Origin of the sequence: Pseudomonas sp. 2FG (assembly GCF_005502935.1) — a bacterium.
Taxonomy (GTDB): domain Bacteria; phylum Pseudomonadota; class Gammaproteobacteria; order Pseudomonadales; family Pseudomonadaceae; genus Aquipseudomonas.
The window spans coordinates 227,454-245,578 of the sequence record NZ_SCMP01000002.1 but is presented as its reverse complement, the minus strand read 5'-3'; the positions used below and the strand labels follow the sequence as shown (position 1 = coordinate 245,578).

General features: G+C 64.9%; 14 protein-coding genes. 5 read left to right on the top strand and 9 right to left on the bottom strand.

What is annotated here, in order from left to right; translation table 11 throughout:
- Together FFS13_RS03020 and recC are read right to left on the bottom strand one after the other, a co-directional pair.
- The gene (locus tag FFS13_RS03020; RefSeq protein ID WP_137817640.1) at nt 1–1,434 is read right to left on the bottom strand and encodes a hypothetical protein; all 1,434 of its coding nucleotides are present in this window, start codon (nt 1,432–1,434) and stop codon (nt 1–3) included.
- Nucleotides 1,431–4,709 carry an exodeoxyribonuclease V subunit gamma gene (gene recC / locus FFS13_RS03015; RefSeq protein ID WP_137817639.1) on the bottom strand — a complete coding sequence of 1,093 codons (3,279 nt, stop codon included), beginning with the start codon at nt 4,707–4,709 and terminating at the stop codon, nt 1,431–1,433. Before recC ends, FFS13_RS03020 begins: the two co-directional genes overlap by 4 nt.
- A 289-nt stretch (nt 4,710–4,998) precedes the next feature.
- Between recC and FFS13_RS03010 the strand changes: the two genes are divergently transcribed.
- Both FFS13_RS03010 and FFS13_RS03005 read left to right on the top strand, forming a co-directional pair.
- Complete coding sequence (locus FFS13_RS03010) at nt 4,999–6,657, top strand: Na/Pi cotransporter family protein (protein WP_137817638.1); 1,659 nt, start codon at nt 4,999–5,001, stop codon at nt 6,655–6,657.
- A gap of 153 nt (nt 6,658–6,810) precedes the next feature.
- Nucleotides 6,811–7,869, top strand: coding sequence for a DUF5924 family protein (locus tag FFS13_RS03005; RefSeq protein ID WP_137817637.1), 1,059 nt, complete (start codon nt 6,811–6,813; stop codon nt 7,867–7,869).
- On the opposite strand, the gene FFS13_RS03000 is transcribed toward FFS13_RS03005, so the two are convergent.
- From FFS13_RS03000 to FFS13_RS02975, 6 genes are all read right to left on the bottom strand, one after another.
- Entirely contained in the window at nt 7,851–9,077 is a 1,227-nt protein-coding gene (locus tag FFS13_RS03000; RefSeq protein ID WP_137817636.1) for a nucleoside recognition domain-containing protein, read from the bottom strand. The two genes, FFS13_RS03005 and FFS13_RS03000, sit on opposite strands and share 19 nt — an antisense overlap.
- Nucleotides 9,078–9,248: 171 nt before the next feature.
- Nucleotides 9,249–10,025, bottom strand: coding sequence for an N-acetylmuramoyl-L-alanine amidase (locus FFS13_RS02995; RefSeq protein WP_137817635.1), 777 nt, complete (start codon nt 10,023–10,025; stop codon nt 9,249–9,251).
- 27 nt (nt 10,026–10,052) lie between these two features.
- Nucleotides 10,053–10,916 carry an endonuclease/exonuclease/phosphatase family protein gene (locus FFS13_RS02990; RefSeq protein WP_171006404.1) on the bottom strand — a complete coding sequence of 288 codons (864 nt, stop codon included), beginning with the start codon at nt 10,914–10,916 and terminating at the stop codon, nt 10,053–10,055.
- A gap of 6 nt (nt 10,917–10,922) precedes the next feature.
- Entirely contained in the window at nt 10,923–11,555 is a 633-nt protein-coding gene (locus tag FFS13_RS02985; RefSeq protein ID WP_137817634.1) for a thiol:disulfide interchange protein DsbA/DsbL, read from the bottom strand.
- Between the two features lie 164 nt (nt 11,556–11,719).
- Nucleotides 11,720–12,325, bottom strand: a complete 606-nt coding sequence (locus FFS13_RS02980; RefSeq protein ID WP_137817633.1) for a cytochrome c — start codon at nt 12,323–12,325, stop codon at nt 11,720–11,722.
- Between the two features lie 45 nt (nt 12,326–12,370).
- Nucleotides 12,371–12,661 carry a cytochrome c5 family protein gene (locus FFS13_RS02975; RefSeq protein ID WP_137817632.1) on the bottom strand — a complete coding sequence of 97 codons (291 nt, stop codon included), beginning with the start codon at nt 12,659–12,661 and terminating at the stop codon, nt 12,371–12,373.
- A 195-nt stretch (nt 12,662–12,856) separates the two neighbouring features.
- On the opposite strand from FFS13_RS02975, the gene yihA reads away from it, so the two are divergent.
- Nucleotides 12,857–13,501 carry a ribosome biogenesis GTP-binding protein YihA/YsxC gene (gene yihA, locus FFS13_RS02970; protein WP_137817631.1) on the top strand — a complete coding sequence of 215 codons (645 nt, stop codon included), beginning with the start codon at nt 12,857–12,859 and terminating at the stop codon, nt 13,499–13,501.
- Between the two features lie 281 nt (nt 13,502–13,782).
- On the opposite strand, the gene polA is transcribed toward yihA, so the two are convergent.
- A complete protein-coding gene (gene polA / locus FFS13_RS02965) occupies nt 13,783–16,647 on the bottom strand; it encodes a DNA polymerase I (RefSeq protein WP_137817630.1) in 2,865 nt (954 codons plus the stop codon).
- A 74-nt stretch (nt 16,648–16,721) separates the two neighbouring features.
- Here polA and FFS13_RS02960 point away from each other — a divergent pair, with 74 nt between their 5' ends.
- Complete coding sequence (locus tag FFS13_RS02960; protein ID WP_137817629.1) at nt 16,722–17,006, top strand: DUF2782 domain-containing protein; 285 nt, start codon at nt 16,722–16,724, stop codon at nt 17,004–17,006.
- A gap of 31 nt (nt 17,007–17,037) precedes the next feature.
- On the top strand, nt 17,038–17,988 hold the full coding sequence (locus tag FFS13_RS02955) for a homoserine kinase (protein WP_137817628.1): 951 nt from the start codon (nt 17,038–17,040) through the stop codon (nt 17,986–17,988).
- The last annotated feature ends 137 nt before the right edge of the window (nt 17,989–18,125 follow it).

Below are 18,125 nucleotides of genomic sequence, written 5' to 3'. Positions count from 1 at the left end.
TCATATCAAGTCCACGATGGCATTGCCGACAGCAGACAGCTGTCGAGCCTTACGGCTAACCGCTGAATAACCGTCTTCGGACATCTGCTGAACCTTCAGATACGCCTGAAGAATGCTGTGGTGTGCAGCAGGACGCTGATTGTTCCACCAGAGAGCCGCGGCCACACTCAACTGCGCCTCAATCTGATCATCAATCCGACGATCCGGGATACGCACGAGCAGCTCTTGCGCCACTTGCATCACCTGCTGCGCCTGCTCGGGCCGCCCTCTGCGCTGCAGCGCGATGGCCAGATGCGCCACAGCCTGTACATTCCGACCATAGACATCCTGAGCAGCACTCAAACGGGGCAATACCTCGATAGACCTGGCATCGCTCTCATCGGAAAGCTGAACTTGCCCCACTTGCAACTGGTGCTGTGCCAATGTTTGCCAATTAGCCAGCTGCACGGCTGGAAGATCGCGAACAGGGCGCTTGATAAAAAACTCCGCCGCCGCCAAATCCCCCCGCTGAAAAGCATCGCGGATCACCGCCTGATAAGTATCCTGCGCGAGATCTACATAAAGCCCTTGCGGCATGTCCTGGATAATTGCTTGAGCCTGTACAAACTGACCATTCCGGACCGCAATTCTGGCATGTAGCGCTGGCGGTAAACCTCGCGCCTCGCCGAGCAAACCCAGCTCAAGCTTCACTTCGGCCAGCGCTGCTGACGCATTAGTCTGCAACCCCTCGCGACTGATATTTGCAATACCTCGCTGTGCACACTCAAGCAACACGGGGTAATACTTCGGCTCTCCGAGCCGGCCTGCCACACTCAGCAAATCGACACAGGGGAAGGCAAGCTTGTCTGCGCGGCTACTAGGTAGAGCCTCGATCAACGCAGTGAGCATCCAGTCCTTCAACTCGGATAAGGGCGCGCGAGTGAGCTGCTCGGTAATGCGCCGCAAACCAGCACTATCTTCGCCCTGTCCCTTCTGCGCGGCCAAAACAGCGTCTGCAAATAATGTCTTGCCGATCTCTGTATCTCCCTGCCTCACTGATAACAAGGCAAGCATGGCGAAGTCACCCGCAGCTAGATCAGCATGAGCATTCGTTTGGGCAATCTGAACTGCTTGCTGAAACAACTGCGATCTAGTTTCGTCAGGCAAAGCAGGCGACTTCCGCATTAATTCGCTAATCAGCCACACACGGCTAACAGCATGGGTGTCATTGATCGTAACCAGCGCATCATCGACCAACCCAGCCCTAACTTGCCCCAGTGCGATAGCAGATTCATGCCGGTTAAGAGTTCGTGCCTCTGCAAATATCTGCTGAGCCGCAACTTTCCAGGCACCTTGCGTCAACAGTTGCTCAGTCTCACTCGTGGGAGAAGCGACTGCTTGGCCCAAAATGGCGTTAAGCATTGCGAGACAGAACACGTGGATAACTTGATTCACTCTTGCTCTCCTTGCAGGGCATCCAGTGCCGGGCCGTAGAGTTGTTCGGCCAGGGTTTCGAAGCGTTCGTCCAGCGGTTCGCGGTCGCGGAAGGCCAGGGCGTTCCAGGGGTCCTGGCCTTCGCCGGTCATAAAATCATTGCCTTGCCACATCAGCCGCGCTTCGTCGCGAGCCGCGTCGATCGGTTCCTTGCGCCCGGGTTTGCGCCATTTCTTGGCAAAGCCATGGCTACATTTGGCCAATACCGGCAGCGGCTCGCATAGCGCGCTCTTGTAGGCGTGCATCCAGGGCTCGAGCAGCTGCAGTGGATTGGCCAGCGGCCCCAGCCGCCATTCGCTTTTCGGCGAGAGCAGGCGGCTATCGCGGTCGATGCCGGGCGTCGCGGCACAGTTGAGCAGCAGATGACGCAGCCAGAACGGCGCCAGCTCCCAGGCGCCGAGGTCGCGCAGGCGGTAGTCGAACAGGCCGCTGGTGCTGACGCCGTCCAGCCAGCCGTGGATGCGCACGCCGGCCAGCTGGATATCCACCAACAGTGGCTGCGGCGCATCCTCCGGGCGTTCGTCGAACAGGGTCGGGGCGAAGGCGCGGATCGGCCCGCGAATCTGGCCCCAATGGGCCTGGCCCAGTTCGCCCACCGGCAGCCAACCGGAGGCGGCGGCCACGGCGCGTTCCTCGCGCTCGCTCCAGCCACGCTCGATGGCCTGCAGCGCCAGTTGGCGCAGGCCGTGCTGGCTGGTCCACTCGACGCTGAACGGCTCGTCGCCGGCCAGGGCTTCTTCGCTCTGCGCCAGGCGCAGACCGAGGCGTTGCTCCAGTAGGTAGCGCGCCGGGTGCTTAAAGCAGTGGATCAACTGGCTGGGTTCGATTGTCAGCCAGTCCTGGTCCGGCGCATCCAGCACGCTGGCGAAGGGTTGCGCCGTCTCGGCCGACTGGCTTAGGCGCTGGGCGGCGCGGAACCAGGGCGCGGCGAAACCGGCCTGCCGCCCATCGGCGAAGTTGCCGGGGGCGAAGGGTTGCAGCGGATGCTGATGGGTTATACGGGCGCTGGCTTTTAGCGCTAAAGCACCGCTGTCACAGGCCGCGGTTAGATCGACCACATCTAGCAGCTCGCTGATCAGCACCGAGGGCGGCAGCTCGGCGTTATTGCGCGGGTCGCGGCCCACGTAGCTGAGGTAGAGCGCGGCGCGGGCCGAGAGCAGGATCTCCAGCAGCAGATAACGGTCGTCCAGCCGCCGGGCACGGTCGCCACGCCGCGGCCGCTGGCTGATCAGATCGAAGCCGGCGGCCGGGGTGCGCCGTGGCAGGGCGCCGTCATCCAGGCCGAGCAGGCAGACCAGGCGGAACGGCAGGCTGCGCATCGGCACCATGGTGCAGAAGGTCACCGCACCGGTAAGGAAACCCGAGGCGCCGCTGCCTTGCTCCAGCGCCGCGCTGAGTTGCTGCCGCACCAGCGCCAGCTCCAGCGGCCGTTCGATACCGGCGGCCGTCGCCTGATCGCGCAGCGCCCCACAGGCCTGGCTGAGCAGGAGCAGGGTGTCGCCGGCTTCGCGCTCATCGAACAGTCCGTCGATCAGCCCTTGCAGCGTGTCGGCCCAGGCCGCCAGCGGCCGTGGCCGTTGCAGGTCTTCGGCAAGACTAGATAGGCGCTGGACGAAAGCGGCCAGGCGCCCGAGCAGTTGCGCGCGGCCACCCTCCAGGGCGTCCAGCGGCCAGCTGTCGCCGAGCAGCGGCGCCGCGCTGCCCGCCAATTGCGGCGGCGCGGCGAAGCCGAGCAGCAGGCGATCCAACCCCTGGCGCCAGGTAAAGGCCACCTCCGCCGGCAAGCCGAGCTGCTGGCGATGGCCGGCATCCCGGCCCCAGCGCACGCCGGCTTCGCGCAGCCAGTCGCGCAGCAGGGGCAGGTCTTCGTTTTCGATCCCGGCACGGGCGGCAATCACCGGCTGTTCCAGCCAGGTCAGGATTTCCTCGGCGGTGAAGCGGCTCTGCTCCAGGGCCAGCAGGCTGAGGAAGGCTTCGATCAGCGGCACTTCCGCCCGCAGGCTGCGGTCGGCCAGGCTGAAGGGAATCCGTGGCACGCCTTCGCGCGGAGCGAAGACCGCCTCGATATAGGGCGCGTAGCGTTCGATATCCGGGGTCAGCACCACCACCTGATCGGGCGTCAGGCCCGGCTCGGCCGCGAAGCGCGCGAGCAACTGGTCATGGAGGATTTCCACTTCGCGCAGCGGCGAGTGGGCGATGTGCACCTCCAGCGAACGATCACCCCCACGCAACGCCAGGCGTTCCTCGGGCTTACGGGTACGCAGGCGCAGAATGTCGTTTTGCAGGGCGCGCAGCACCGAGCTGTCATGCAGGTCGGCGTCTTCCGAATAGAGGCCGAGCTCCTGGCTGCCCTCGGTGGCGGTCAGGGCGAACAGCGCATCGAAGAAGTCGCGGCCCTGTTTGCCGAGGCTGGCCAGTAACGGGTGGCCGACATCCAGATACCAATCATCCGGGCTCAGCTCTTGAGAGTCCGCTGCGCTTGAGGGCTGCTGCGCCAGCTCACGAATATCGCGGATATCCCCCCAGGCCTCGCGGCACGGGTTAAGAGCGCACACGACTATCTCTATATGCCGCGCCAAGCCTTCGAGCACGCGCATATGGTGCGGCGGCAGGCTGCTGATGCCGAACACCAGCAGACGCTCGGGCAGGCCGGCGATGGGCTGGTCGTCGTGCAGGCGCCGCAGCAGATCGTCCAGCAGCCGCGCCCGGTGCGGGTGGCCATCGGCGGTCAGTTCACGCCAGAGCAGCGCTTGCCAGCCTTCGTCGGGGCCCAGATCGACCCGTTCATTGCGCTCCCAGGCGGCCAGCCAGTCGTCGCGATACAGCAGGTACTGGTCGAATACGTCGGCAATCCGCGCCGCCAGCGACAGCCGCCGGCGTTCGTCGCCGCCTTCGAGGTACTGCGCCAGCCGCGGCGCGCGCTCGAGGTTGCCCGGCGCGCAGAGCCAGTCGTACAGGCGCCAGGTCAGGGTGGTGGGCGAGAACGCCGACTGCTCCGGCAACTGGCCGAGCACCAGGCGCGACACTTCCCAGACGAATTTCGCCGGCAACTGGACCTCCAGCTGCATGGCGATGCCCTGCTTGCGCGCCAGTTCCAGGGTCAGCCAGCGGCCCATGCCCTGGCTCGGCACCACCACCAAGGCCGGCGCAAACGGCTCGCGCTGCGGCTGGGCCAGCAACGTGGTGGCCAACTCGCCGAGGGTTTCCAGATCGGGGGCGTGGTAGAGCGTGAGCATGGGCTGGGGTCACTGGCGGTCGGTCGGCCTAGGTTAACAGCTCGGCCAGTCCGACGGGATCGGGCGACCGGCTGTGTCTATTCCGCCTTGCCCCGACGACAGAGGGCAGAATAAAGCTGGCGCCGCTGGCAATCGCCAACTAAAGCTAAAGACAGGCCTGCGAGAAATAGCCGAACAAGTACCCACTCTCGCCAGTCCATTACTTATACGCGGCGCCCGCCCGACCCATCGCTGCCGAGCCAGAGCGCCGCCCATGTCAATGCCGAAGGCTGCCAGGGAGGCCGCACCGATGCTGACCCTGCTCAACCTGCTGTCTGCCGTCGCCTTACTGATCTGGGGCACCCATATCGTCCGCACCGGCATCCTGCGGGTCTACGGCTCGCACCTGCGCAAGGTGCTCAGCCACAACATGAACCAGCGGCCGCTGGCCTTTGCCGCCGGCATCGGCGTCACCGCGCTGGTGCAGAGCAGCAACGCCACCGCCTTGCTGGTCACCTCCTTCGTCGCCCAGGGTCTGATGGCGCTGACCCCGGCGCTGGCGATCATGCTCGGCGCCGATGTCGGCACGGCCCTGATGGCGCGGGTGCTGACCTTCGACCTGTCGTGGCTGTCGCCGCTGCTGATTTTCCTCGGGGTGATCTTCTTCCTGTCGCGCAAGCAAACCCGCGCCGGCCAGCTGGGGCGGGTGGCGATCGGCCTCGGGCTGATCATTCTGGCGCTGGAGCTGATAGTCAGCGCGGCCACGCCCATCACCGAGGCCAAGGGCATCAAGGTGCTGTTCGCCTCGCTGACCGGCGACCTGCTGCTGGATGCGCTGGTCGGCGCGCTGTTCGCGCTGATTTCCTATTCCAGCCTGGCGGCGGTGCTGCTCACCGCGACGCTGGCCGGCGCCGGGCTGATCAGTTTGCCGGTGGCCATCGGCCTGGTGATCGGCGCCAATATCGGCAGCGGCATCCTGGCCTTTCTCAGCACCAGCATGCAGACCCCGGCGGGGCGCCGGGTCGCCCTCGGCAGCCTGCTCTACAAGGCGATCGGCCTGCTGCTGATCAGCCCCGTGCTCGACCCGCTGGTGCATTGGCTGGCCAGCCTGAAGCTCAGCCCGCAGAGCCTGGTGATCGGCTTCCACCTGCTCTACAACAGCCTGCGCTGCCTGCTGCTGTTGCCCAGCGTCGGGCCCATGGCGCGCTTCTGCAACTGGCTGCTGCCCGAACGCGCAGAGCAGAACGGCGTGGCGCGGCCGCGCCATCTCGACCCGACCGCCTTGGAAACGCCGGGCCTGGCGCTGGCCAATGCGGTGCGCGAGACCCTGCGCATCGGCGACCTGATCGACACCATGCTGAACCACCTGCTGGAGGTGCTGCGCGGCCACCAGCCGGCGCTGAGCAAGGAACTGCGACGGCTGGACGACGACGTCGACGCGCTCTACAGCGCGGTCAAACTCTACCTCGCGCGGGTGCCGCGCGAGGCCCTGGCCGAGCACGACAGCCGCCGTTGGGCGGAGATCATCGAGCTGGCGATCAACCTGCAACAGGCCGGCGACATCATCGAACGCATGCTCGGCAAGGTGCAGGACCAGAAAACCGCCCAACGCCACTCGTTCTCCGACAGCGGCCTGGATGAGCTGACCAGCCTGCATGGGCAGCTGATGGCCAACCTGCGCCTGGGCCTCTCGGTGTTCCTCTCCGGCGATGCGGAAAGTGCCCGCCAACTGCTGCGCGAGAAGCGCCGCTTCCGCGCCCAGGAGCGGCGCCTGGCGCACTCTCACGTCAATCGCTTGCATCAGCAGGTGGTGCAGAGCATCGAGACCAGCTCGCTGCACCTGGAGCTGATCGCCGACATGAAGCGGCTCAATTCGCTGTTCTGCGGCAGCGCCTATGCGGTGCTGGAAGCCCAGGAAACCAGCGCGCTGGCGGATGCGGCGCTACTGGATGAAATCCACTCGCCATGAACCCCACAGCGCTCGGCTAGGCACAACCAAGCTAGGGCATCGCCACCGGCGGCCTGAGTGACCGGCGGGCCGGCAATATCCTTCTCAGCGCCGAGGGTGATCAGTATCCTGCGCACCTGCCGTGTTTCTACTGCCCCTCAACGCGAACCGCCCATGCTTATCTGGAAGACCCGCCTGCTCAGCCTCATCGCCCTCACGCAACGCTACCCGGGGGTCGTGGCGGCCTTCGGCTTCGTCTCCGGGGTGTGCAGCTTCATCCTGGTCGACCGGCAGGCGAAACTCGCCACGCTGATCGCCCTGGCGCTGCTGGTCAGTTGGCTCTGGTTGACGCTGGAAAGCCTGCTCACGCGGATAATCGCGCGCCTGTTCGGCCGCACGATACCGCAACCGCTGCTGCGCTATGCGACGCAGATGATCCACCAGGAGAGTCTGTTCTTCGTCTTGCCCTTCTTCCTCATCACCACCACCTGGAACAGCGGCCAGTTGCTGTTCACCGGCTTGCTGGCCGGCGCCGGGCTGATCACCATCATCGACCCGCTGTACAACAAGTGGCTCGCCCCGCGCCGCTGGTTGTATCTGGCGCTGCACACCCTGACACTGTTCGCCGCGCTGCTGACGGCGCTGCCGATCATTCTGCACCTGACCACCGCGCAAAGTTACAAGCTGGCCCTGGGCACCGCGGTGCTGCTGTCGTTCCCCAGCCTGCTGGTGACCTTCCCGGTGCAGCGCTGGTGGCGCGGGCTGGCCTTGATCGGGCTGACCCTGGCCCTGGGTGGCGTGGGCTGGCTGGCGCGCTCGTGGGTACCGCCGGCCACGCTGTGGCTGACCGAGGTGGCGGTGACCACGCAACTGGATGACCACAGCCGCTCGCCGGGCAAAGGCCTCACCCGGGTGACGGCCGAGCGGATGCGCGCCCAGGGGCTGTATGCCTACACCGCGATCAACGCGCCGCGCGGCCTGGCGGAGCGCATCTACCATGTCTGGCGCCACGACGGTGTGGAGGTGGATCGCATCGCCCTGGATATCCACGGTGGCCGCAAGGCGGGGTACCGCGCCTGGACCCACAAGCAGAACTTCCCCGCGCGGCTCGGCGGCGACTGGGAGGTGCGGGTGCTGACCGAGGATGGCCAGGTGATTGGCGTGCTGCGCTTCGAGGTGATTGAGCAGGCCGTGCCTGCATCGCCCTCAACCGCTCAGCCGAAGAACCAGTAGCAGACCGCAATCGAGGCCAGCACCCCCACCAGGTCGGCGAACAGCGCGCAGCCGACCGCGTGGCGAGCACGCTGGAGGCCGACCGAGCCGAAGTACACGGCCAGCACGTAGAAGGTGGTCTCGGTGCTGCCCTGCATGGTCGCCGCGACCAGGGCCGGGAAACTGTCGACGCCCTGGCTCTGCATGGTCTCGATCAGCATGGCGCGCGCCGCGCTGCCGGAAAAAGGTTTGACCAGGCCGGTGGGCAGCGCCTCGACGAAGCGGGTGTCCCAACCCAGGCCCTCGACGCACCAGCGAATGCCGTCGAGCAGCACATCCAGCGCGCCGGACGCGCGCAGCACGCCCACCGCGCAGAGCATGGCGACCAGGTAGGGCAGCAGATTCTTCGCCACCTCGAAACCTTCCTTGGCGCCTTCGACGAAGCTCTCGTAGACCGGCACCCGTTTCAGCGCGCCCATCAGCAGGAAGCTCAGGATCAGGCCGAACAGCGTGAGGTTGCCGAGCAGAGAGGACAGCGCCGTCAGCGCGGTCGCGGACAGGCCGGCGAGGATCGCCATAAAACCGCCGAGCAGCAGCGCGCCACCGCCGAACCAGGCCAGCAGCACCGGGTCCCAGAGCCGCAGGCGCTGCATAAAGGCCACCGCGAGCAGCGCGCTCAGGGTGGACAGGCTATTGGCCAGCAGGATCGGCAGAAACACCAGGGTCGGGTCTTCGGCTCCCGCCTGGGCCCGATACATGAAGATCGACACCGGCAACAGGACGAACGACGAGGCGTTCATCACCATAAACAGCACCTGCGCGTTGCTCGCGGAGGTGGCGCTGGGGTTCAGCTCCTGCAGCGACTTCATGGCTTTCAGGCCGATCGGCGTGGCGGCGTTGTCCAGGCCCAGGCCATTGGCGGTGAAACTCAGGGTGACCAAGCCAAGCGCCGGATGCCCCCGCGGCACCTCCGGCATCAAGCGAGCGAACAGCGGCCCGAGCAGCCGCGCCAGCAGATCCACCAGGCCGGCCTTCTCGGCGATGCGCAAAAAGCCCAGCCAGAGGGTCAGGGTGCCGAACAGCAGGACCATCACCTCCACCGACAGCTTGGCCATGGCGAACAGGCTTTCGACCATCGCGGCGAAGACGCCCGGATCGCCGCCGATCCAGCGCACCCCTGCGGCCACTGCGGCCACTACGAAAAAGCTCAGCCATAAGCCGTTGAGCATGATCAGTCCCCCTGGTTTGCCGCGGATGATAGCGGTGCGGACCAGCCCGACGCCAGAAACGCCAAGGCCCCGGGATTAGCCGGGGGAATAAGTGCTGCTCGGCAGCCCGGCCAATTAAGTCGCAACGCCGTGCCAACCTGGTGCGGCGCCCCCTGCGTCATGCCCCGAGCCTCAGCGCTGCCGGTTCAGGGTCAGCAGCAGTGCGGCGGTTTGCGCATCCGGCTGGCCATCGAAGCGCTTCGGCCGGTAGTGCAGCTGGAACGCGGCCAGCACATGGCGGGTGGCCACATCCAGCTCGCCGGTCTGCGGCGCGGCATAGCCCAGGCTCAGCAGTTGTTGCTGGAACCAGCCGATGCTCGGCAGCTTAAGCGCGAACAACGCCTGCTGCCGGGCCACCGCCTGGGCATCCGGCCAGACTCCAAGGCCAGCAGCGGCCAGGCGCTGCCAAGGAAACAGCGGCCCGGGGTCGAGCTTGCGCAGCGGGGCGATGTCGCTGTGGCCGATGACGTTCTGCGGCTCGATGCCATGGCGCTTGACGATGTCCTTGAGCAGGGCGATCAGCGCCTCGATCTGCGCCTCCGAATAGGGCTGCCAAACCCGCCCGTTCGGGGTGTCCTGATAGCCCTCATTGACCAGCTCGATGCCGATCGAACTGGCGTTCAGCCAGGTACGGCCCTGCCACTCGCTTTCACCGGCATGCCAGGCGCGCCGGCTTTCATCGACCAGCCGGTAGATGGTCGGCGGCGCGGCGCCGATCAGGTAATGACTGCTGACCTCGCCCTGGGTCAGCAACTGCAGCGAGCGCGCCAGCCCGCTCGAGGTGTAATGCAGGATGACGAACTGCACCCGGCTGTCGTGATTGGCCGAAGGGTGGCTGGTGTCGATCCGCGGACCGCTGGCACAACCGGCCAGCAGGGCAAGCATGAGAACAAGCGAGAAGATTTTCATCGGCTGATAAGCAAGAGGCTCTGCACCTTATCCAACAACCTGTCGACGCTGCGCAGCGCGGCCGAGGCTCTCGGGCAGGCGAATCTCGACCGCCACCGGCAGATGATCGGAAATCGGCTGAGCCAGCACCCGCACACGCTCCAGGGTCAGGCTGGAACTCAACAGGATATGGTCGAGGCAGCGCCGTGGCCGCCAACTGGGGAAGGTCGCCTCCACCTGCGGCGCCAACAGCCCCAGATCGCGCAACGGCGAATGCAGCAGCAGGTCGGTGGCATGGGTGTTCATGTCGCCCATCAGGATCCGATGCCGGTAACCGCCGATCAGCTCGCGGATATAGGCCAGTTGCCGGGTCCGCGTCCGCGGCCCCAGCGACAGGTGCATCATCACCACCGCCAGCGCCTCGGCGCCTTCGCCAAAGCGCAACAGGATCGCCCCCCGCCCAGGCGGGCCGGGCAGCGGATGGTCCTCCAACAGCGTCGGCTGCAAGCGACTGAGCACCCCGTTGCTGTGCTGCGCGAGGTGCCCGAGATTGCGATTGAGTTGCTGGTACCAGTAGGGAAAGGCGCCCAGCTGGGCGAGGTGTTCGACCTGATTGACGTAGCCCGAACGCAGGCTGCCGCCATCCACCTCCTGCAAGGCGACCAGGTCGTAGTCGCCGAGCAGCGCACCGATGCGTTGCAGATTAGCGGCGCGCTCCGGATGCGGTAGCAGATGCTGCCAGCCGCGGGTCAGGTAATGCCGGTAGCGCTCGGTGCTATTGCCCACCTGGATATTGAAACTGAGCAGCCGCAGTCGACCGTCCGCGGGCAGGCCGCTGGAATCCACGCAGTGCGGGTTGACCTGCGGGTTGCGCAAGCCAGCCACACGTTCGCTACCCCAACGACGCAGCATGGCCGCTTACTGCGCGGCGCGTTCTTTGGCGATCAGCTGATCGGCCACATCCAGCGCCTGCTGCGGGCCACCGGAAGAGCTGATGTCGAAACGGTACTTGCCGTTGACGATCAACACCGGCACGCCGCTGATCTGATAAGCCATGGCCAGCTTCTTGGCTTTCTCCATCTGGCCCTTCACGGCGAAGGAGTTGTAGGTGCCGAGGAACTTCTCCTTGTCGATGCCCTGGGTGGCGAGGAACTCGGCCATCTCCTCGGGCGTCGCGAGTTTCTTGCCGTCCTTCTGGATGGCCTCGAAGATCGCGGCGTGAACCTTGTCCTCGACCTGCATCGACTCGAGGGTGATGAACAGCTGGCCGTGGACATTCCACAGGCCGCCGAACAGGGCCGGGATGCGGATGAAGTTGACGTCTTTCGGCAGCTTCTCGATCCACGGATTGAGGGTCGGCTCGAAGTTGTAGCAATGCGGGCAGCCGTACCAGAACAGCTCCACCACCTCGATCTGGCCAGGCTTGGAGACCGGGACCGGGCTGCTCAGCTCGACGTACTGCTTGCCCGCCTGAATCGGCTCGGCTGCGTTGGCGGTCATCCCGAACAGGCTCGCAGTCGCGAGGGCGGCACTGAAAATCAGGTTACGCATGCTGTACTCCTTGGCAGATAAAAATCGCCCGATGGCGAACTGGATTTCGACCGACGGCCTTGAGGCTGGTTCCCGCCATTGTAACGGCGGCCCCAATGAAAAAGGGTGGCCTTCGCCACCCTTTTCTTTGCTCTAATCCGTACCGGATATTACCGATCTGGATCTTAGTGCAGGCCCTGGATATAGCTGGACACCGCGGCGATGTCCTTGTTGCTCAGTTTGGCCGCGATACCCCGCATGATCAGGCTGTCGCCGTCGTTGGTACGCTCGCCTTCGCGGAAATTAGTCAGCTGCTTAGCCACGTAGGTCGCGTGCTGACCGCCCAGTTGCGGGAAGCCTGCCGCGGCGTTGCCCGCGCCATTGGGCGAGTGGCAACCGGTGCAGGCCGGCATGCCTTGATCGAGTTTGCCGCCGCGGAACAGCGCTTCACCCCGCGCAACCAGCTTAGGGTCGGCCGCGCCGACGCTCATCTTCTGGCTGGCGAAGTACGCCGCGATGTCCTGCAAGTCTTCATCGCTGATATTGGTCAGCAGACCGGTCATTTCCAGCACCTGACGGTTGCCGGACTTGATGTCGTGCATTTGTTTGAGCAGGTAACGCTCGCCCTGACCCGCCAGTTTCGGGAAGTTCGGCGCCGGGCTGTTGCCATCGGCACCGTGGCAGGCGCCACACACAGCGGCTTTGCCCTGACCGGCAACGGCGTCGCCTGCGGCCTGAGCCATACCGGTGATGCCCAGGGTCAACAGCAGACTCACGAGTACTTTGTTCATCAGCTAATCCAATTACGGCTAAGGGGAGAGAAAATCAACGCGAGCTTACTTGCTCATCCATTCGATGACGGCTTGGTAATCCTCGGCGCTACAGTCGGTGCACAGGCCGCCTGGCGGCATGGCGTTAAAACCTTTGGTGACGTGCTGCACCAGGGTGTCCATGCCTTGGGCCAAACGCGGCTCCCAGGCGGCCTTGTCGCCCTTTTTCGGCGCCATCGGCAGCTGTCCGTTATGGCAAGCAGCACAAGCGCGGTTGTACACCGCCTCCGGATCCTGGGCCGCCTGAACGTTCAAGGACAACACTAGGGCACCGGCAGCCAGCAGCAACATCTTCATCAGATCGACCTCATCAGGGAGGAAAGCGTCCTGCGTTCTTAATGCGCAGAATCTCTACATCGTTCCCGCAAATACCTATCTTGGTACGGGACAAAGCGCACACAAAATCTGCGGCATTATATACTGGCGTCACTGAAACGGAAACGACACCGCATGCCGGGCCAACCGCTGGCACCGCCCTCACCGGAAAATTCGATGCAACCTAAGAATCCCATCATCGGTCTGTGCCAACAGGCCGCCTTTATGATCAGCGCCGCGAAAGTCGACCAGTGCCCGGACGATGAAGGCTACGAAGTCGCCTTCGCCGGCCGCTCCAATGCCGGCAAATCCAGCGCCCTGAACACCCTGACCCACGCCAGTCTGGCGCGCACCTCGAAGACCCCTGGGCGGACCCAGCTGCTGAACTTCTTCCGCCTGGACGACGAGCGCCGCCTGGTCGATCTGCCGGGCTATGGCTACGCCAAGGTGCCGATCCCGCTCAAGCTGCACTGGCAGCGCCACCTGGAAGCCTACCTGGGCAGCCGCCGCAGCCTGTCCGGGTTGATGCTGATGATGGACATCCGCCATCCGCTGACCGAGTTCGACCTGCTGATGCTCGACTGGTCCGCCGCCAGCCAGATGCCCATGCACATCCTGCTGACCAAGGCCGACAAGCTGGCCTACGGCGCGGCGAAGAACGCCTTGCTCAAGGTGCAACAGGACCTGCGCAAAGGCTGGGGCGAGGGGATCAGTATCCAGCTGTTCTCGGCGCCGAAACGCCAGGGCATCGAAGAGGCGCAGGCCGTGCTGGCGCGCTGGCTGCAGCTGGAAGAGCGCATGCCCGAAGGGCTGGAGGAATAAATCGCGGGCAAAAAAAACCCCGAGCATCGTATGGGGAGGGAGAGGCTCGGGGTTTAAGATCTGAACCGCTAGGGCGGGGTTCAGAGATCTGCCAACACTTAACACCACATTAGGAGTATCGAAGGGCTTCATCAGCCATTCTTAATTTGTGACTCCCGCCTCCGGCAGAAAGTTCAGGGCCTTTTTAAAACCTCTTCGCAATAAGTAGATGCCCGCTAATCCCCTAAAGTTTTAAAGCGCCGACAGCGCTGCGACCTTATGCCGCAGCCTGACTCTGCCGATTAGTGCGCCTCATCCCAGTTCGCGCCGACCCCGACATCGACCAACAGCGGCACGGCCAGTTCGGCGGCGCCGCTCATGCGCAGGCGAACCTGCTCGCGCACTTCGTCGAGCAGATCCTCACGCACCTCCAGCACCAATTCATCGTGCACCTGCAGTATGACTTTGGCGTCCAGCCCGGATTCGCCGAGCCAATTGTCCACCGCGACCATCGCGCGCTTCATGATGTCCGCGGCGGTGCCCTGCATCGGCGCGTTGATCGCCGTGCGCTCGGCGCCCTTGCGCAGGCCGGCGTTCTTCGAATGAATCTCCGGTAGATACAGGCGGCGCCCGAACAGGGTCTCGACGTAGCCCTGCTCGCCCGCCTGCTCGCGGGTGCGCTCCATATAGGCCAACACCCCTGGATAACGCGCGAAGTAACGGTCGATATAGGCCTGCGACTGCTTACGGTCGACGCCGATCTGCTTGGCCAGCCCGAAGGCGCTCATGCCGTAGATCAGCCCGAAGTTGATCGCCTTGGCGCTGCGGCGCTGGTCGGTGGTGACCTGCTCCAGCTCGACGCCGAAGACTTCCGCCGCCGTCGCCCGGTGGACATCGAGGTCATGGCGGAACGCGTGCAGCAGCCCTGCGTCCTGGGCCAGGTGGGCCATGATCCGCAGCTCGATCTGCGAATAGTCGGCCGCCAGCAGCTGGTAGCCGGCCGGAGCGATAAAGGCCTGGCGAATGCGCCGGCCTTCGGCGGTGCGGATCGGGATGTTCTGCAGGTTCGGGTCACTGGAGGACAGCCGCCCGGTCGCCGTCACCGCCTGATGGTAGGAGGTGTGGATACGCCCGGTCCGCGGGTTGATCTGCTCCGGCAGGCGGTCGGTATAGGTGCTCTTCAGCTTGCTCAGGGAGCGGTACTGCATCAGCACCTTGGGCAGCGGAAAGTCCTGCTCGGCCAAGTCGGCGAGCACCGCCTCGGCGGTCGACGCCTGGCCTTTGGCGGTCTTGCTCAACACCGGCAGACCGAGCTTCTCGTAGAGGATCACGCCGAGCTGTTTGGGCGAGCTGAGGTTGAACTCCTCACCGGCGATGGCGAAGGCTTCGCGCTCCAACTGCACCAGCTTCTCGCCCAGCTCATGGCTCTGGATGCCGAGCAGCTTGGCGTCGACCAGCGCGCCCTGCCGCTCGATCCGCGCCAGCACCGGCACCAGCGGCATTTCGATCTCGGTCAGCACCTTGGCCAGGCTCGGCACGGCTTGCAGCTTCTGCCACAAGGTCTGATGCAGGCGCAGGGTCACGTCGGCATCTTCGGCGGCGTAGGGGCCGGCCTGCTCCAGGGCGATCTGGTCGAAGCGCAGCTGCTTGGCGCCCTTGCCGGCAATCGCTTCGAAATGGATGGTGCTATGGCCGAGGTATTTCAGCGCCAGGCTGTCCATGTTGTGGCGGGTGGCGGTCGAGTCCAGCACATAGGATTCGAGCATGCTGTCAAAGGCCACGCCTTGCACATTGATGCCGTTCTGCGGGTCGCCGCCGATGGCGCAGTTCGCCAGCACGTTGATGTCGTACTTGGCGTGCTGCCCGACCTTGGCTTTGCGCGGGTCTTCCAGCAGCGGCTTGAGCGCCTTGAGCACCCTGTCGCGATCGAGCTGCGCCGGCACGCCCATATAGGAGTGGGTCAGGGGCACATAGGCGGCCTCATGGGCAGTGACCGCGAAGGAGACGCCGACCAGTTGCGCCTGTTGCGCGTCGAGGCCGGTGGTCTCGGTGTCGAAGGCGAACAGCTCGGCCTGTTTCAGCTTGTCCAGCCAGGCCTCGAAACGCGCGGGCTCGAGCAGGGTTTCATACCGAGTTTCGGCTGGCGCCGGGCTCTGCGGGCTATCCGCTGCTTCGCCGGCGGCGGGCTGTTCCACACGGGCCGGGCTCGCCGCCATCACCGCTGCAGGCGCCGGCGCCGGCTGATCGAACAGGCCTCCGGCGCGGATCGACTCGGCGCCGGCCGCCTTGGCCTCGCGCGCCAACTCCTCCTGCCAGCTCTTGAATTCCAGCTCGGCATACAGCTCGGCCAGGGCCGCACTATCCGCGGCGCCGGGGTGCAAGTCGTCGATCTGCACATCCAGCGGCACATCGAGCTTGATAGTCGCCAGCTGATAGGACAGGTAGGCCATCTCGCGGTGTTCGGCGAGTTTCGCCGGCAGCGTCTTGGCGCCGCGAATCGGCAGCCCCGGGACTTTGTCGAGGTTGGCGTAGAGCACGTCCAGGCCGCCGCCGACGCCCACCAGCAGCCCTAACGCGGTCTTTTCACCGACCCCGGGCACCCCCGGAATGTTGTCGACCTTGTCGCCCATCAGCGCCAGGTAGTCGATGATCAGCTCGGGACCGACGCCGAATTTCTCTTTCACGCCATCCACGTCGTAGCGGCTACCGGTCATGGTGTTGACCAGGGTAACGTGCGGGCAGACCAGCTGCGCCATGTCCTTGTCGCCGGTGGAGATCACCACGTCACGGCCGGCGGCGGCGCTTTGCCGGGCCAGGGTGCCGATCACGTCATCGGCCTCCACACCCTCGACGCACAGCAAGGGAAACCCGAGGGCACGCACGCTGGCATGCAGCGGCTCGACCTGCACCCGCAACTCATCCGGCATCGACGGGCGATTGGCCTTGTACTCGGCATACAGCTCGTCACGGAAGGTCCCGCCCTTGGCGTCGAACACCACCGCGAAGGGGCTGTCCGGGTACTGCTTGCGCAGGCTCTTGAGCATGTTCAACACGCCCTTGACCGCGCCCGTAGGCAGGCCCTTGGACGTGGTCAGCGGCGGCAAGGCGTGGAAAGCGCGATACAGATAGGACGAACCGTCCACCAGGACTAAGGGAGCTTGTGACATGCGCAGAATCAACCTTTTCGACGGGGCCGGCGCTAGAATGACCGAACCATTGACGACAAAGGGACAAGGTTACCATGCGCACACTCAACCGCCTGTTGCTGGCCAGTTTGCTAGCGCTCGGCCCGGTCGCTGCCTTCGCCGAGGAGCCAGTGTCCGCCGAACCCGATGTGACCATTCGCCAAGACGGCGACAAGACCATCCAGGAATACCGGGTCAATGGCTTTCTGTACGCCATCAAGGTCATCCCGAAAGGCGGCAAACCCTATTTTCTGGTACGGGCCGACGGCAGCGACGGCAATTTTGTCCGCTCGGATTACCCCGACATGCTGATTCCCTCCTGGGAAATTTTCAGCTGGTAAGCGCCAGCCCATTTAGCCGTTAGGTCTGACCATGTCCGTATTCACGCCCCTCGAACGCACCGAGCTGGAAGCCTTTCTCGCGCCCTACGGGCTCGGCCGCCTGCGCGACTTTCAAGGCATCAGCGCCGGTAGCGAGAACAGCAACTTCTTCATCAGCCTGGAGCAGGGCGAGTTCGTCTTGACCCTGGTGGAGCGCGGCCCGATCCAGGATCTGCCGTTCTTTATCGAACTGCTCGACGTGCTGCACGCCGCCGGCCTGCCGGTGCCCTACGCCCTGCGCACCAGCACTGGCGAGGCGCTGCGCAGCCTGGCGGAGAAGCCGGCGCTGCTCCAGCCACGCCTGCCCGGCAAGCATGTCAGCCAACCGAATGCGCACCACTGCAGCGAAGTCGGCAGCCTGCTGGCACACCTGCATCTGGCCACCCGCGAGCGGGTGCTGGAGCGCAAGAGCGATCGCGGCCTGGACTGGATGCTCAGCGAAGGCCCGAGCCTGGCGCTGCAACTGCCGGAACAGGAGCTGCCGCTGCTGCGTGACGCGCTGGCCGAGATCAGCGCACTCAAGCCCCGGATCCAGGCGCTGCCGCGGGCCAACCTGCATGCCGACGTGTTTCGCGACAACGTGCTGTTCGACGGCCCCCACCTGGCCGGGCTGATCGACTTCTATAACGCCTGTTCGGGGCCGATGCTCTATGACCTGGCCATCGCCCTGAATGACTGGTGCTCGACCGCCGACGGCAGTCTCGATGCCCCGCGTGCCCGCGCCCTGCTCGGCGCCTATGCCGCGCTGCGACCCTTCACGCCAGCCGAAGCGGAACTCTGGCCGGCCCTGCTGCGCATCGCCTGCGTGCGCTTCTGGCTGTCCCGGCTGATCGCCGCCGAATCCTTCGCCGGCCAGGCGGTGCTGATCCATGATCCGGCGGAGTTCCAGCGGCGGCTGGCGCAGCGCCAGCAGGTGGAACTGGCGCTGCCTTTCGCCTTTTAGTCAGGCGTTACCGCTTACAACTCCCCCTGGCAACCCAACATGGAGTCAGCGGCCTTGTTTGCCGTTGGAGGCTGCCATTGTCAACTGGTGATAATTTGTCACCAGTTGACTGCCTTATTCGGCCACTCCCAAAGAAC